Below are 14,743 nucleotides of genomic sequence, written 5' to 3' on the forward strand. Positions count from 1 at the left end.
ACGGGATGTGAAAGCATTGATTCAAGTAGCCGCGGCGATAATTGAAAATGAACATGGCGAGCTGCTCATCGCCCGCCGCCGTTCAGGCAAGTCTCAGGCCGGACTGTGGGAATTTCCCGGCGGCAAGCTTGAGGGCGGGGAGTCCGCGCCAGCTTGTCTCCGGCGCGAGCTGATGGAAGAGATGAATATCGATATCGAGCCCTACGCGCTATTCGGCGTCAACGATCATTGGTACGGAAACGTTCATATTCATCTGATCGCTTATAAGGCGTCCTATGTCAAAGGAGAAATCGTATTAATCGACCATGACGAGTGCCGATGGGTCGAACCGGAATCGCTCGCAGACTTCGAATTCGCGCCGGCAGATGTCAAATTTGTCAGGATGCTGGAGTCAGCACCGTCCTAATGAAAAACCACCTTTGGCGCCGCCAGGCAGCCGAAGGTGGTTTTCGTCTCTTTTTCTAAGGATTAATGTCCGGTTTCCTCGTGATCATTGCTCAGCTTCGTCACATCGAACAGCTTGAACAGCAGGCTGAACAGGATGGCAACGATGGTTGCGAGGGCCATGCCCGATAGCGAGAAGTCGCCGATGGACACCTTTGCCCCGCTAAGACCGGTGACAAGTACGATTAAGGTTAAGAACAGGTTGGTCGGCTTGCCGTAATCGACCTTCGATTCGACGAGCATCCGGAAGCCGGACGCGGCAATAACGCCGAACAGCATCAGGGAAACGCCGCCCATTACAGCTTCTGGAATATTGGCGATAAGCGCGGAGAACTTGCCGAGAAACGACAGCAGAATCGCGATCACCGCCGCACCGCCGATAACGAAGGTGGAATATACGCGGGTAATGGCCAGGACGCCGATGTTTTCTCCGTACGTCGTATTCGGCGTAGAGCCGATAAAGCCGGATAGTATGGTCGATATGCCGTTACCCAGCATGGAGCGGTGCAAGCCCGGATCCTTGGACAAGTCCTTCTTGACGATATTGCCTGTCACGATGAGGTGGCCGATATGCTCGGCAATGACGACGAGCGAAGCCGGCACGATCGTCAGAATCGCGCCCCATTCGAAGACTGGGAAGGTGAAGGTTGGCGCATCGAGCCAGCTTGTTTCCCTCACGGGGTCGAAGTTAACAAGCCCCATCAGGACTGCAACGACGTATCCCGTAACGATTCCGAACAGTATCGGAATGATACGCAGGAAGCCGCGGAACAGAACGGAGCCGAATATGGTTACGGCCAGCGTAATGATCGAGAGCGCAATGATGGTTGGGTCGGGCGCCCAGGCAGCAGCTTCCTTAGGATCGGCAGGAGCAATCCAGCCCGCCATCCGGGCAGCCGTCGGGACGAGCTCCAAGCCGATGACGGCTACGATCGCTCCCATAGCCGCCGGAGGGAAGACGACGTCAATCCAACGGGTTCCCGCCACTTGAATGATCCAGGCGAGAACGGTAAATACCACACCGGCAGCGATGAAGCCGCCAAGCGCCGCCGCATAACCGGCCTCTTCCGATGCATAGTTGCCGATGACCGCGCCGGCCGGCGCGATAAAGGCAAAGCTCGATCCTAGATAAGCGGGGATTTTTCCCTTACAGATCCACAGATAGAGCAGTGTACCGATGCCGTTCATTAACAGACAAATCGCCGGATCGACTCCGAGCAGATTTGGAACAAGCACCGTGGAGCCAAACATGGCAAATAGATGCTGAACGCTCAGCATCAAGCTTTGGCCCATGGGCGGCCGTTCATGAACCCCTACTTCTGTTCTCATGAGTTAGCTTTCCTCCAAATAAGGTTATGTTATCTTTCTTGACAATATCCTTGTTGATTCTACATACAAGTCGATCTTATTTGCAAGTGATTTCTTTCGGGAGCAGGATATCAGATCGTCAAAAGGAAGTGATCTGTCGAATGAAGGCGGGCGGATGCGGGGGGAAAGCAATAGACTGCGCAAGCTTGAGGCAGACAGAAGTTGTGGACATAATAATCGCAGCGTAATGGGGACTTCCGTTAAAACGCCCCATGAAGAAGCCTCCAACCCTTCTTGGGATTGGAGGCTCCTTATTAAGGACGGCTACCTTGCTTCGCCGCCGAAAATAATATCGAGATGGCGTGACGTATCATAGACCAGCTGATGCGGGTTAGCCGCATAGATACCAAGCTCAGCCGTTACCGTATCCGTGTAATTGATCTCCTGCAGCGCTTCGCGGACGGCCTTCCAATTGACATCGCCGGCAAGCAGGGAGACGAAGCCGTGACCGTTGCCGACGCCCGTCAAGAAGTCTTTGACATGGATCTTGAAGATCCGGTCGCCCAGGATCCGAATCCATTGCTCCGGATAGCCGTAGAGCAGGACGTTGCCCACATCGAAGTAGGCGCCGACGTAAGGCGAGCCGACGTCATCTATATAGCGTGCCATCTCCAGCGGGGACAGCAGAAATTTGTTCCACACGTTCTCGATGCCGATACGGGTCTTGCGCTTCTCGGCTTCGTCGGACAGCAGCTGCACTTCATGGTGGCTGCGCTCGTAACATTGATCATAGGACGTATCCGGATTTACGGCGCCCGGCACGACCAGGACCGTATCCATCCCGAGCAGCTCGGCCAGCTCCAGCTGTTTCGTAACGACGCGGCGGCCCCGCTCGCGTACGGCTGGATCCGCCGAGGACAGCGGGCTCTGCCAGAGCAATCCGGTCGAGAGGCTGCGCAGCTGCAGGCCGTTATCGCGGGCCAGCTTGCCGATTTTCTCGGCTTCCGCTGCCGTCGTATCCATCGTCAAGCCGATACCGCCCGGCTCGTACAGGTTCAGCTCTACCGCGCCGAAGCCGGCGTCGCTCGCGATCGCCATGACCTGTTCTAGCGGCGTGTCGCCTCTAAAGCACCATTGGTTAATGGATTTGATCATAGGGAGCGCTCCTTTACGTTATTTATTGCGACGGACTTTCCGGATGCGGCAGACTCGTTCGCTGCAAGCGTCACGGCAAGGGTATCCGCGGCATCGGAGAAGTCGCCCAGCAGCAAGCCCGGCTGGTTGGTGCGGATCGCTTCGATGAATGCTTTGTCCTGCTCGTAATAGAAGTCCACATCCAACACTTCCGTCAAATCCTGATTGTCATCCACGATCCGCAGCGTGTTCCCGTCAATGGATAGGAAGAAGTTATGGCCATAGAATTCCGTGCCGCCTTTGCCGACATATTTGGACAGGCAGCTGCTCGTAATGTTGCCGATCGCGCCGGACTCCATGACGAACGAGACGGTGCCTACGTCGTAAGCGGTTGCCTCGGGATCGATATTGTGAATGTACCGCTGCTCGTGAATCGCATGAACCTCTTTGATTTCTCCGGCCAAATAACGGATCAGATCCAGCTGATGCGTCGACTGCTCGACCAGCTGGCCTCCGGATTGCTCCATCATTCTCCACCAGCGTACGCCCGGCATGCCGCCAAGACGATAGGACAGAACCATATCGATCTGCTTATCGGCCAAATAGGCTTTGGCTCTTGCTGCGGTTTCCAGGTAACGCAAGCAATAGCCGGATGTATGGATAATGCCGGAATCGCGTATAATCTGCTCCAGCTTGCGAACCTCTTCCATATGTAAACCGACCGGTTTCTCCGCTAACAAGTGAATGCCTTTGCGGGCCGCTGCCGCTTCTTCCGCTCCCGAGCGCGCGAACGGAGGGGTGCATACGAATAAGGCGTCCACTTCCCCGGAATCGATCAGCTCGGCGCTGCTCTCATAAGACTTGGCGCCGTACTTCTCCGCTACCTCCTTGGATCTTACCTGATTGATGTCATAGACCGCTGTGATCTGGGCATGCTCGATTCTCTGCAGGGTGATAATATGATGCTCCGCCATGCCGCCTACACCGATAAAACCAACTCTAACCGTCATAATCAACATTCGCCTCCCAAGTCGATTCAACTGGACTTTTCCCAATCATCAAACCTCAGGAGTAGAATAATCGATTCGGAGATGCTTGTATTTATCGAAATCAACATATAATTTACGCAAATCGCCATAGCCGGCAGAAGGAGATGGCGGCTAGCCGCGCTTCTGCATTTTTCGCCATTCGGTCGGGGAGACGCCCTCCGCGGATTTGAACCATTGCGAGAAGGAGTGCAGCCGGGTAAATCCGATTTGGCTCGCGATTTCCATCATTTCTTTGTCGGATGAGCTGAGGAGCCATTTGGCCTCCGTCATCCGGCATTGCTGCTGATATTTCTTGGGGCTCATATGATAGATTTGTTCGAACAGCCGGCGGAAGCCGGTCTCCGAGAAGCCGGCAAGCGCGGCCATGCCCGATATTTGGACGCCTTCGTGCAGATTCTCGCGTATATAATCCGCCGCCTTGGCGATCGTGAGCGACTGCTGATCCTTCTGCGAATGCTCAAGCAGGAAGAGAACCATCACCTCGGTCCATGAGATATAGTTTCTCGTCGGTTCCTTTAATTGAGAGGACTTGATGCGCTGCCATTCGCGGAACAGCCGCTCGAACCGTTCCTTATCCAAGCGGGATAAGGCGAATAGGGTAGGCGTCCCCTCGCTTACGAGCATGTTCAGCAGCTCCGTAATTTGAGAAGGTATTCCTTCCAGATGAATAACGCCGTAGCGATTCCTGCCGAAGCCTTCGAAGAGGTGGGGGATACGGGAAGGAATAAGCACCACATGGCCCGCTTCCAACAGATGTTTCCCCTGGCTCCATTCGAATACGCCGCGCCCTTCCAGCAGGACGCTGATCTCGAAGGTCGGATGCTGGTGCAATCCGGGGTCCTGCCAATCCACATCCGCCGTACCTATAAAGCTTCGAATTCGGAATTCAGTGTTCATCGGATAATCCTCCATAGGGATGTAACAGTTTCGGGACTGATGTCTGATAGAGTCCTACTTTCCCTTGCGATTCATTTCGGCGAGCGCATCCCACTGCTGCCCGGTAACGCTCTGCAGGCCGTTGAACTGACCGGCGCCCTGAAGCCATTCGCCTCCATCGATGGTGACGACCTCGCCGTTGATATAGCCGGCGTAGTCGGATATTAAATAGGCGGCCAAATGGGCAAACTCCTCTTTGTTTCCCGCCCGCTTAAGCGGGACGCGATTAATCAGCAGCTCCGTAAGCTCAGGAGTAGGCGACAGTCGCGACCAGGCTCCCTCGGTCGGGAAGGGGCCCGGTGCAATCGCGACCTGCCGGATGCCATGCGGTGCCCACTCGACGGCCAGCGAACGGGTTAGCGCAAGCACGCCGGCCTTGGCGGCGGCTGAGGGGGCCACATAACCCGAGCCTGTCGAGGCGTACGTGGTCACGATATTCAGCATCGTGCCTCCCCTGCCTTGGGCGATCCAGCGCTTGCCGACTTCCAGCGTCATATAGAAGGTGCCGTGAAGCACAATATTCAGCACAGCATCGACCGCTCGCGGAGAGAGGCGCTCGGTGGGGCTGATGAAATTGCCTGCGGCATTGTTAACGAGCACATCGATCCGTCCGTAATGCTGCTCCACCGCATCCACAAGCGCCTCTACCTGGGCAGGCTCCCGGACGTCGCAGCTTTTGCAGAACACTTCTCTTCCGCCGATGCTCATCTCCTCCGAAGCCTTCCTCAGCACTTTCTCGCGCCGGCCTGCAATCGCGAGCCTGGCTCCCAGTTCCAGGAACATTTCCCCCATAGCGCGTCCGAGTCCGGTAGCTCCGCCTGTAATGAGCACGACCTTGCCTTTTAACAAATCCTCAGCGAACAGTCCCATCCCATCATCTCCTTGCCCCGGAATAATGCGATTAAGACAGCGATGCAAGAGCAGCGCCCATAAAGAATCTCTATAACTAATATAGAACAATCCGCTGGGATATGTGTAATAAATTGTGTACAAATGAAAGCGTTTGGCGGCATTCGGAATAAATTAAATATATATCGTACATATACAATATATATAATTTAGTTTATGCTTATATTGGTTAGCAGCTTAGGGCTCTGCGACGAAATGTAACCGCTATCATGAATGGGAGGAGGTTCATTCATTCTGTTTGTTTGCGTAAACAACGACCGACGGCCTTGAACGTAAATCCACACGAGGATGAGGAGGACTATCATGCACCATAATAAGCTGTTTTCGCTGCTTCTATCGATTTGCTTGGTTGGTTCACTTATGGCCGGCTTGACGAATGATCGTGCCGATGCTCATTCGAAAGACAAGGATTCCTATTATGAGAAAGCGGCGTACCGGGCAAAGAAGCTCAATGTTATCAAGCTCAGCGACATGACGCCGACCGAAAGCGTCATGATCGCCACTCTGCAAGGGCTCATTGCGAATAAAACCTCGGAACAAATCTACATCCTGCCGGGTTCCGGCAACTACGGGCAGTGGCTTCAAGATTTGGAGAGCCAATACGGCGTAAAGATCAAGACCGTCGACGACCCGTGGAAGCTGCTGAAGCAGTATAAGTCTTATATTAAGGGCTACCTGCTCTGGGAACAAGGCAACAGCTCGATCAATGCGGCCTCATCGCTCGCACATTTGAAGGATGCGGTGCTGGTGGAGGAGGGGGACGTGCGGAAGGCGAAGGGCTTCCGGCAGGTTATGGATCTCTCCGATAGGGACGAGGCCTGGGTTAAAGCGAATTATTGGAACCGCTTGAAGCATGATATCTTTATCGAACAGAAGGGCGAGACGCAGGAAGAGCTGGCAGGCGGCATGGGCCCGAAGCTGCGCGATTATGCGGCGATGACCGGCGCATTCACCTTCTATGACGGCAACAGCGATTTTCGCCGGGCCGTGCTCGAGGATGCGGACGACGATTCGGTATTGCTCGGTTGGGGCGACGCATCCAGAGGAGAAGAAGGCTTCATAATGCCGAGCTCGGAAGCGGGCGTGTTCACGCTGCCGGCGGATCATGCCTTCAACCTGTCCGTACTCAGCGGGTTCACGCTGAAGGGGCTGCAGCAGAAGCAGGCCGATCCGGTAACGGTCGAAGACAATGTGCATTATGTATCCTTCGTGATGTCCGACGGCGACAACATCCAATGGATGCTGAACGATCTGGGCCAGAAGGGGAAGCCGTGGTTCGGGAACGAGAACCGCGGCGCCTTCGACATGGGATGGGCCTTATCGCCAAGCATGATTGATCTGGCGCCGACGGTCATTAAGCGCTTCTACGACGATGCGACCGAGAAGGACCGTTTCCTGGTGGGGCCGTCCGGCGGAGGCTATATGTATCCGAGCAAATATCCGGAAGCGGAGCTCGATGCGCATTTGCAACAGTTGAACACCGCCATGGGCAGAATGGATTTGGGACTCGTGGAGGTCATCGACTTCAATGCGTTCGACCGCATGGACATCTGGAACAAGTATACGGCGCAGCCGAATATCGACGGCGTCATTTATTTGGAGTACAGCAATCATAAGGCGCTCGGCGGCGCTATCAAATGGGCGAACGACAAGCCGATCGTGACGCCGCGGGAAATGTTATGGGCAGGCAACGCGGGCAGCGATAACGCAAGCGTGGTCAATCATATCAATAGCGCCGTACGCAATCCGAAGAGTGCAGCCGGGTATTCGCTCGTCCTAGTGCATGCCTGGTCCAAATCGATGGATGACGTCAATTCGGTCATCGACCAGCTTGGCGATGATGTGAGAGTGGTTACGCCGGACGAGATGGTCCGATTAATCAAGGAAAATGTGCCTCAGCAGGGTCCGGAGGTTTCGAACAAGGTCTATCAAGCCGAGACGGATTTCGGCCATAACACCGGCAAGCTCGATGGCGACGGCTGGTCCGCCAATCCTGCCGAGCATGCTCCGGGACATATGCTGTACGGGCCGAACGCGGCGGATCTTGGGGCAGGCCGCCATCAAGTGAAGTTCCGCGCCTTAATCGATGACCGGGATGCGGATAACAGCCGGGTGTTGAACCTCGATATTTTCGATGCGACCGATAACCGGATCATTGCCGAGAAAGCGATTATGAGATCGCAATTCCAGGCGGATAACGTATATCAGAATTTAGTGATGGAGGCGGATTTCACGCAAGGGCATACGTATGAATTCCGTGTCTGGTATGACGGGAATGCTTACGTGAAGCTCGACAGCGTGACCGTTGTTATGGAGAGCAACCTGGCGCAGCGCCTATATGAAGCGGAGAATGATTTCGGCCACAACACCGGCAGGCTCGATGGCGACGGCTGGTCCGCGATTGCGGCGGAGCATGCTCCTGGGCATATGCTCTACGGGCCGTATGTAGCGGATATTCCGACGGGCGTTCATGACCTCGCCTTCCGGATGAAGGTCGGCGATACTTCGGGTCCGGATGCGACCGTCGCCAGCTTGGATATCTATAGCCCGAGCTCCGATACGGTGCTGCGTACCAAGGAATTGAAGAAGAGCGACTTTGCCGTACCTGATGTCTATCAGGATATTCTGCTGGAAGACGTGAATTTCACGCTGGGAAGCACGTATGAGTTCCGCGTCTACTTCAATGATGCGGCCGATGTGAAAGTGGATCATGTCCGGATGGATATGCCGGAGATCGTCGTTCCGGATACGAACGCGGTTGATTTTAAATTCAGCGGGGCTTACGTCGATTCGCTGGCATTCGGAACGGATGCGGGCCAGAAGCAGCTGCAGCTCTGGGGCAAATCAAGCCAAGCCGGGAAGCCGGATGTCAATGTAACGGCGAATGCGGACTGGTCGGTCGTCAGCGGCGGGAATGCCGTCAGCGTTAGCGGCAGCGGACTGTTAACGGTGCTGGATAAGGGGGAAGCCGTTGTCAAGGCAGCTTACGGGGGGCTGGAAGCCACGATCTCCGTTCGGGTATCCGATACCTACGATTACCGCGTCTTTGAAGCGGAGCGCGATTTCGGCCATAATACCGGCGCAGCCGACGGAGACAGCTGGTCCGCCAATACGGCTGACCATGGTCCCGGGCATATGCTGCATGGTCCGGGAGTGGCGGACCTTCCTTCGGGCAGCCATAAAGTCGTATTCCGGATGAAGATCGACGTCAATACAGGCAATTCGGATCGCGTGCTGAACCTGGATATTTTCGATGGAACGGGCAACCGCGTCGCCGGGGAGAAAGCAATTCTGCGGACGGACTTTACGACGGCCGGCGTTTATCAGGATTTTGTTATCGACGCGGATTTCGTTAACGGGCATGCCTACCAGTTCCGGGTATGGTATGACGACAACTCGGCCGTTCATGTCGATAACGTATCGGTTCGAATCCCTGCGGCGAATTAAACTTTTGCAGCGGGTCAGTGGTGGAGGGAAGAGCTCGATCGAGGAGATCGGGCTCTTTGCTTTGCGCGGAAACGGGGGCGCCGTGCCGCTGTAACGGCCAAAAACGGCGTTACAGCCATCGCAAGTGGGTGACGCTCGGCTGTAAGGTCGTTTTTGGGATTAACAGGGGCTGTGAAAAATTGGGCTGAAAGTAACAGCTGCGTATACGATGCGAGCAAGCAAGCGATATTGGAAGCCAAGCCGACCATTCCAAGCTCCGGGAGAACCAAACATCGAACTGGATCAACGAATCCGAAGCGAAATATCGCCGGAAAATATGGCACTGATCTTGCACTGGCTGGAGGGGCGATTGGCAGTCATATCAGACTAAGAGATGAATGCCGCTTACTAGAAGAATAATAGGGGAGTGAACTTGCATGAAGTTAAGGAAATGGGCGTTTATTTATATGGGAACAGGCACGGAGGATCCTATGGCAGACCGGGCCGTGATCGAGCGGGGAGGATTACAGACGACGATCGTTGTCGTGCCGGAGCCATCCCGTGCGCTGCAGATTGCCGTAGAGCTCGTCAATGACGGTGCGCAGCCGATCGAGCTTTGCGGCGTGTTCGGTCCCGTTTGGACCTCCAGGATCATGGAAGCGACAGGCGGCCGGGTCCCTATCGGATCGGTAAGCTATGGCCTAGAGTTCGCCTCCGCATTAGCCCGGTTTACGTCGGCAGGGTCTGAATAAGAGAAGAAGGCGCCTTTGAGCCTGACGCGAGCGACACGAGAGTCAGTTTCGCGGAGCAGTAGTGTAGATCGGACTTACCAAAGGGGCAGCAGCAGCCCAAATAACCAGTACAGAGAACCGGGGTGCTGCTGCCCGGTTCTATTGGCGCTCAGCGGTCCCCTACGGACATTGCCGGTAGAGTTGTTCGACAGCGTACTTGGAGGCGAATATAGTCCCTACACGGGGGTAACGGACCAGGAATGGAGATCGAGCGGACACCTGATTTGACGCCTTTTCTGCCGGAGTCCGTTAATAGGATGAAAGGGTTTGACAGCCCTGGGAGGCTCTCGTATACTAAAACCGAATTTATATACGGACGGTCAGGCATCGCCTTCCAAGAAAACCTTGCCCCGTATGCGCTGCTATTTCTCCGAGAGACTGCGCTTGTCGCGGTCAAGGTTTTTTCGTGTTTTCCTGCCGTTGTCCACTAAGGAGCGTGTGTTCATTGAGTAAGGATCTGCCACTCGTTATCGCCCATCGGGGCGCAGCAGGCGAAGCGCCTGAGAATACGCTGGCTGCTTTTCAACTGGCACTTGAGCAAGGCTGCGACGCTTTCGAACTGGATGTCCATCTGTCCAAAGACGGGCAGATCGTCGTCATCCACGATTATTCCGTGGATCGGACGACAACGGGTCAAGGGGCCGTGAGCGAGCTGACGGTCGAAGAGATGAAGCAATACGACGCGGGTGCATGGTTCCATCCTTCCTATGCGGGGGAGCGTATCCCGACCTTGGAGGAAGTTATCGCGATGACGCCCGAACACATTCACATTAATGTGGAAATCAAGGGCGGCATCGGACAAGGCATCGAGGAGAAACTAGTAGAGCTGCTGCGCCGTCTGAACAGAACCGCAAGCATCTTCGTTTCTTCGTTTCATTGGAATTGTCTCCGGACGTTGAATCAGATCGAGCCTTCCCTTCGGGTCGGTTTGCTGTACGATCTCAGCTTAAAGGATTACGCGCTGCTTCCCAAAGCGGCCGGCGTTAACGCCTATTCGCTTCACCCGCATTTCGGCAAGCTTGAAGCCGAAGCGGTCAAGGCTGCCGTAGCGCAAGGCGTGGCGGTATTCCCTTGGACGATCAATGGCGAAGCTGATATGGCGCGCATGATCGATATGGGCGTCAGCGGCATTATTACCGATTATCCCGGCAAGCTTCGTCAACTGTTGGAACAGCAGTCGGCTGCCCGCTCTTAAGCTAGTTAGGACCGCTGCATGATTCGATATTCGCGATAAAAATAAAGCCTCAAGCTCCACGAAGGACGTGGTTCTTGGGGCTTTTTTTGCCTATCTGTTCTATTAGCTCCGCTGCAGTGGGGTTCAGATCGCCTAAGCTCCGCTGCAGTGCGATTCAGATCGCCGCGTTGATACGGATTATTTGGTCTATGGCCGCTGTTCCTAGTTCCCATGCTGCCCGAGCAGCTTCTGGGCGACGATATAACCGGAGCCGCCGCTAATCCCGTGTCCGGGCCAGGTGGCCGCGCCAAGCATGAACAGGTTGGGCACTTCCGTCTGGTGGCCGGGCTGTGCCGGGAGGGGGCGGAGCAGATAGCTTTGCGCCAAATCATGCGAGCCGCCGTAAGGGTCGCCAGGCCCCGAATTCGGATTGAACCGGGCTATTGTGTCCGGCGTTACAACCGCATGGCCGATTACCGCGCTTGGTATGTTCGGAATATGCTTGCTTACAATGGCAAGAACGCGCTCGGTGAAGCGTTCGGTAAGTGCGGGAGTCCAGCTGCCATCGCCGACATCGATCTGGCCCGCGGCATCGCCGCGAGGGCGGCAAGGAACTTCGAGCACTTGAATGCGCATGATGGCTTTGCCGGCAGGCGCCCGCGAGGGGTCATGGTTGGTGGAGCAGTCTACGGTAAACGTCGGCTTCGCCGGAAGCAAATCCGACATCGCCTGCGCGATCCCCTGCGTGAAGCCGTCCAGCCCATCGGTCAGATGAGGCTGACCGATCTTATGGAAGCGCGCATCCGGCCAGCGCGGCGGCTCGCTGAGCGCGAGATGGATTTGTACGCAGCCCCGCCCATAGCGGTATCGTTTGGCTTGAGCGACCAGCGGAGGGCTAACCTCCGTTTCCGCGAGCAAGGAGAGGTACAGCTGATCCGGTCCTGTGGAGGCGACGATAGCTTGCCTTGCTTCATACACCTCGCCGTCAGCTGTTCGCACGCCAACGGCGCGTTTATTTTTCAACAGGATGCGCCGGGCCTGCGTTTGCGTTCGGATAATCCCTCCCTGATCCTGAACCAGCCGCGCGAGCGCTTGCGCAAGCTTCTCGCTCCCGCCCTCCGGAATAGGCATGCCGCCGCCCATTAGTGCCATTGCCGTAAGCGGAACCCAGATGCCGCTTCCGATTTCATCGGGCGTACGGCCAAGATGGGTCACCCATGATCCCAGCATGGCCCGCATGACCGGTGACCTGAAGGGGCTGACCACATTGCGGGCAGTAGACAGGAAGGATGCGGCGAACGGCGAATAGCCGGGCCTTCCATTGTCATGCATCAGCTTCTGAATAATGGCGGAGCCTTCCTGGGAAGAGAGGTCTAAATTAAAGAGAGAGAATACATCGCCGGCATACGGATTAAAGTCTTCGAACATGCGGAGCAGCGTTTCTCCGTCGCCGGGAGCAAGTCGTTCCGCCTCTGCGGCAAGCTCCTCAGGCGTGCGGGCGAATACGGCCGTTTGCCCGTCCTCCATCGAAACTCCGGTCGGAAGCTCGGTATTTAAGTAGCGCAGCCCTCGCGCTTCCAAAGCCTCCCCAAGATCGGCATAGGCTGCCCCGTTCAGCAGCAGGGGATGAGCGGCAGCATACACATCGTGCTTGAAGCCCGGCAGCGTCAGTTCCTCCGTACGCAGGAAGCCCCCGGGGCGGTCGTTCTTCTCCAGCACGAGAACGCTGCGGCCAGCGCGCGTCAAATAAGCGGCCGCAATCAATGCATTGTGGCCGCCGCCAATCATAATGACATCATAGGTTTTCAAGCGCTGTCCCCTCCTTGTAATAAACCGCATTCCTATTCTAACCGAGGCCAAGTGAGAGGGTTAGCGTTTCCTGTCGAGCGCTCGGCGGTAAATATGAAATCAATTGCGCCGCTGCGCCCCCATTCAAGGTATAATAGCTCTAGCCTTGCGTAGGAGGAACATAATATGACGTTGATGAAGCAATTGACGGCCAACGATGAATTCACGGGCTATTATTTGTTGAAAGAGCTGGAAGTAAAGCAGACCAACGGCACGCCCCCCAAAGACTACTTCGATATCGTGCTGTGCGATGCCAGCGGGCAGATGCCGGCCAAGTACTGGGACGCGACGCCGACGGACAAAGAGACCTTCTTTCCCATGGGACTTGTCAAAGTGCAAGGCATTGTGCAGACTTATCGCGAGAAGCTGCAGGTGAAGATTTATCGAATTCGGAAAGCGACTCCAGAGGATGGCGTGGCGTTAACGGATTTTATCCGTTCCGCTCCAATCCGGCCGGTTGACCTTATTCATATGATCAAGCAAGCTATACATAGTATTATCGATGACGAGATTCGTACGGTCGTTTCGTTCTGCGTGGCGAAGGTAGAGGAGAAGCTGATGCATTATCCGGCCGCCAAGACGCATCATCATGCCTATTATGCCGGCTTGGCCTATCATATTGTGCGAATGCTGGAGATCGGGGAGTTTATTTGCAAGCAGCGCCCTTTTTTAAACCCGGACTATATTAAAGCGGGCATCATTCTGCATGATATCGCGAAGCCGGAGGAAATGATCGCACAGCTTGGCATTGTGTCGGACTACAGCGTCCAAGGGAAGCTGATCGGGCATATTTCGATGGTCTCCAATTGGATTACGGAAGCGGCGATCAGATGCGACTACGATTTGCAATCGGAGAAAATCATCGCGCTGCAGCATTTGGTGCTGTCTCATCATAATCTGGGCGAGTGGGGGAGCCCTGTCCAGCCTCAGATGGCGGAAGCGGTTGCCCTGCATCATATCGATGCCATGGACGCGAAGCTGCAGATGGTCGAAGACGCGCTCGACACGACGCCCGAGAGCGAGCCGTGGACGCCGATGATTCGCGGTCTGGAAAATAAGGCGATTTACCGGTTCAAAGAGTGAGCCTCTTTGCCTGAATGTGCCGGTTTAAGGTGATGGCCTTGCCTATTCTGCCTGGTGCAGCCGGAAATACAAGCCAACGCGTTCTCCATATATTTATTTAAACCAGCCTCAACTCCAATCATGCTAGGAGTTGAGGCTGGTTTTTTGTTCGTCCGGACCGCTCATCTCTATGCTTGCTTCAAGTCGCCTCAGCTTTTTACCTTGCGAAGGCCGCCTCCCACTGAGTACTGCACGCTTACATTGAACTCATCCAAACGTCCTTTTATCCACCGCATACAGCCGTCAGGCACCAAGGCAGGGTGTTCCAGTCCATTTCCCCACCGGTATAGGCTGGCTTGAGGGGGCGGCACAATCGAAGCCGGAAGCTCCCGAGTTCAAAAATTTGCTGCTTTTATCGTTGTCGTAATACTTTCGCCATGTTCGCGCAAGCGAAAATACGCGAAGATAAGGGGGCAGCAGCGGTACGGAAGGCGTTGCCGAAGCGGGAGTTTCGATATGGCTCCGCAGTGCTTGCCCGCAATTGGGTCAAGTATGCTGGGACGCGAATATGGCCTTGTTGCTCTAATGTATGGGTTCGAATCCCATATCGCCTGTCACGCGATAAGCTCAATGGTAGAGCACCGATAACGAATCGGTATTTA

Annotated in this window: 11 protein-coding genes; 5 read left to right on the plus strand and 6 right to left on the minus strand. The window is 55.3% G+C overall.

Translation table 11 applies throughout. The features are described 5' to 3' along the window. Positions 1 to 7 precede the first annotated feature (7 nt). Entirely contained in the window at positions 8 to 406 is a 399-nt protein-coding gene (mutT, locus tag L1F29_RS04275) for an 8-oxo-dGTP diphosphatase MutT (RefSeq protein WP_309252378.1), read from the plus strand. A gap of 62 nt (positions 407 to 468) precedes the next feature. Here the strand turns inward: mutT and uraA are convergent, their stop codons facing one another. The 5 genes from uraA to L1F29_RS04300 form a co-directional block, all read right to left on the minus strand. Further along, positions 469 to 1,773: a uracil permease gene (gene uraA / locus L1F29_RS04280; protein WP_258387141.1), complete on the minus strand. Its 1,305-nt coding sequence runs from the start codon at positions 1,771 to 1,773 to the stop codon at positions 469 to 471. A gap of 303 nt (positions 1,774 to 2,076) precedes the next feature. Then, a complete protein-coding gene (locus tag L1F29_RS04285; RefSeq protein ID WP_258387142.1) occupies positions 2,077 to 2,907 on the minus strand; it encodes a sugar phosphate isomerase/epimerase family protein in 831 nt (276 codons plus the stop codon). Next, on the minus strand, positions 2,904 to 3,896 hold the full coding sequence (locus L1F29_RS04290) for a Gfo/Idh/MocA family protein (RefSeq protein ID WP_258387143.1): 993 nt from the start codon (positions 3,894 to 3,896) through the stop codon (positions 2,904 to 2,906). The genes L1F29_RS04285 and L1F29_RS04290 overlap by 4 nt, the downstream gene beginning before the upstream one ends. Positions 3,897 to 4,046: 150 nt before the next feature. Continuing rightward, a complete protein-coding gene (locus L1F29_RS04295) occupies positions 4,047 to 4,832 on the minus strand; it encodes a helix-turn-helix domain-containing protein (RefSeq protein ID WP_258387144.1) in 786 nt (261 codons plus the stop codon). A gap of 54 nt (positions 4,833 to 4,886) precedes the next feature. Then, positions 4,887 to 5,741, minus strand: coding sequence for an SDR family oxidoreductase (locus tag L1F29_RS04300; protein WP_258387145.1), 855 nt, complete (start codon positions 5,739 to 5,741; stop codon positions 4,887 to 4,889). A gap of 342 nt (positions 5,742 to 6,083) precedes the next feature. On the opposite strand from L1F29_RS04300, the gene L1F29_RS04305 reads away from it, so the two are divergent. The 3 genes from L1F29_RS04305 to L1F29_RS04315 all read left to right on the plus strand — a co-directional run bounded on the left by L1F29_RS04305 (position 6,084) and on the right by L1F29_RS04315 (position 11,192). Further along, positions 6,084 to 9,227: a GxGYxYP domain-containing protein gene (locus tag L1F29_RS04305; protein ID WP_258387146.1), complete on the plus strand. Its 3,144-nt coding sequence runs from the start codon at positions 6,084 to 6,086 to the stop codon at positions 9,225 to 9,227. A 416-nt stretch (positions 9,228 to 9,643) separates the two neighbouring features. Then, positions 9,644 to 9,958 (plus strand): DUF6506 family protein, encoded by a 315-nt coding sequence (locus L1F29_RS04310; RefSeq protein ID WP_258387147.1) that lies wholly within the window; start codon positions 9,644 to 9,646, stop codon positions 9,956 to 9,958. 475 nt (positions 9,959 to 10,433) lie between these two features. Further along, complete coding sequence (locus L1F29_RS04315) at positions 10,434 to 11,192, plus strand: glycerophosphodiester phosphodiesterase (protein ID WP_258387148.1); 759 nt, start codon at positions 10,434 to 10,436, stop codon at positions 11,190 to 11,192. Between the two features lie 201 nt (positions 11,193 to 11,393). Here L1F29_RS04315 and L1F29_RS04320 read toward each other — a convergent pair whose 3' ends face one another. Beyond that, positions 11,394 to 12,980 carry a phytoene desaturase family protein gene (locus L1F29_RS04320; RefSeq protein WP_258387149.1) on the minus strand — a complete coding sequence of 529 codons (1,587 nt, stop codon included), beginning with the start codon at positions 12,978 to 12,980 and terminating at the stop codon, positions 11,394 to 11,396. Positions 12,981 to 13,145: 165 nt separating this feature from the next. Between L1F29_RS04320 and L1F29_RS04325 the strand changes: the two genes are divergently transcribed. Further along, a complete protein-coding gene (locus L1F29_RS04325; protein ID WP_258387150.1) occupies positions 13,146 to 14,102 on the plus strand; it encodes a 3'-5' exoribonuclease YhaM family protein in 957 nt (318 codons plus the stop codon). Positions 14,103 to 14,743: the final 641 nt, after the last annotated feature.

It is taken from the genome of Paenibacillus spongiae (assembly GCF_024734895.1).
Classification (GTDB): domain Bacteria; phylum Bacillota; class Bacilli; order Paenibacillales; family Paenibacillaceae; genus Paenibacillus_Z; species Paenibacillus_Z spongiae.

Coding starts and splice junctions, on each gene's coding strand:
- L1F29_RS04300 (WP_258387145.1), bottom strand. CDS start 5,741: ATGGGACTGTTCGCTGAGGATTTGTTAAAAGGCAAGGTCGTGCTCATT.
- L1F29_RS04290 (WP_258387143.1), bottom strand. CDS start 3,896: ATGACGGTTAGAGTTGGTTTTATCGGTGTAGGCGGCATGGCGGAGCAT.
- L1F29_RS04295 (WP_258387144.1), bottom strand. CDS start 4,832: ATGAACACTGAATTCCGAATTCGAAGCTTTATAGGTACGGCGGATGTG.
- L1F29_RS04305 (WP_258387146.1), top strand. CDS start 6,084: ATGCACCATAATAAGCTGTTTTCGCTGCTTCTATCGATTTGCTTGGTT.
- uraA (WP_258387141.1), bottom strand. CDS start 1,773: ATGAGAACAGAAGTAGGGGTTCATGAACGGCCGCCCATGGGCCAAAGC.
- L1F29_RS04310 (WP_258387147.1), top strand. CDS start 9,644: ATGAAGTTAAGGAAATGGGCGTTTATTTATATGGGAACAGGCACGGAG.
- L1F29_RS04325 (WP_258387150.1), top strand. CDS start 13,146: ATGACGTTGATGAAGCAATTGACGGCCAACGATGAATTCACGGGCTAT.
- L1F29_RS04285 (WP_258387142.1), bottom strand. CDS start 2,907: ATGATCAAATCCATTAACCAATGGTGCTTTAGAGGCGACACGCCGCTA.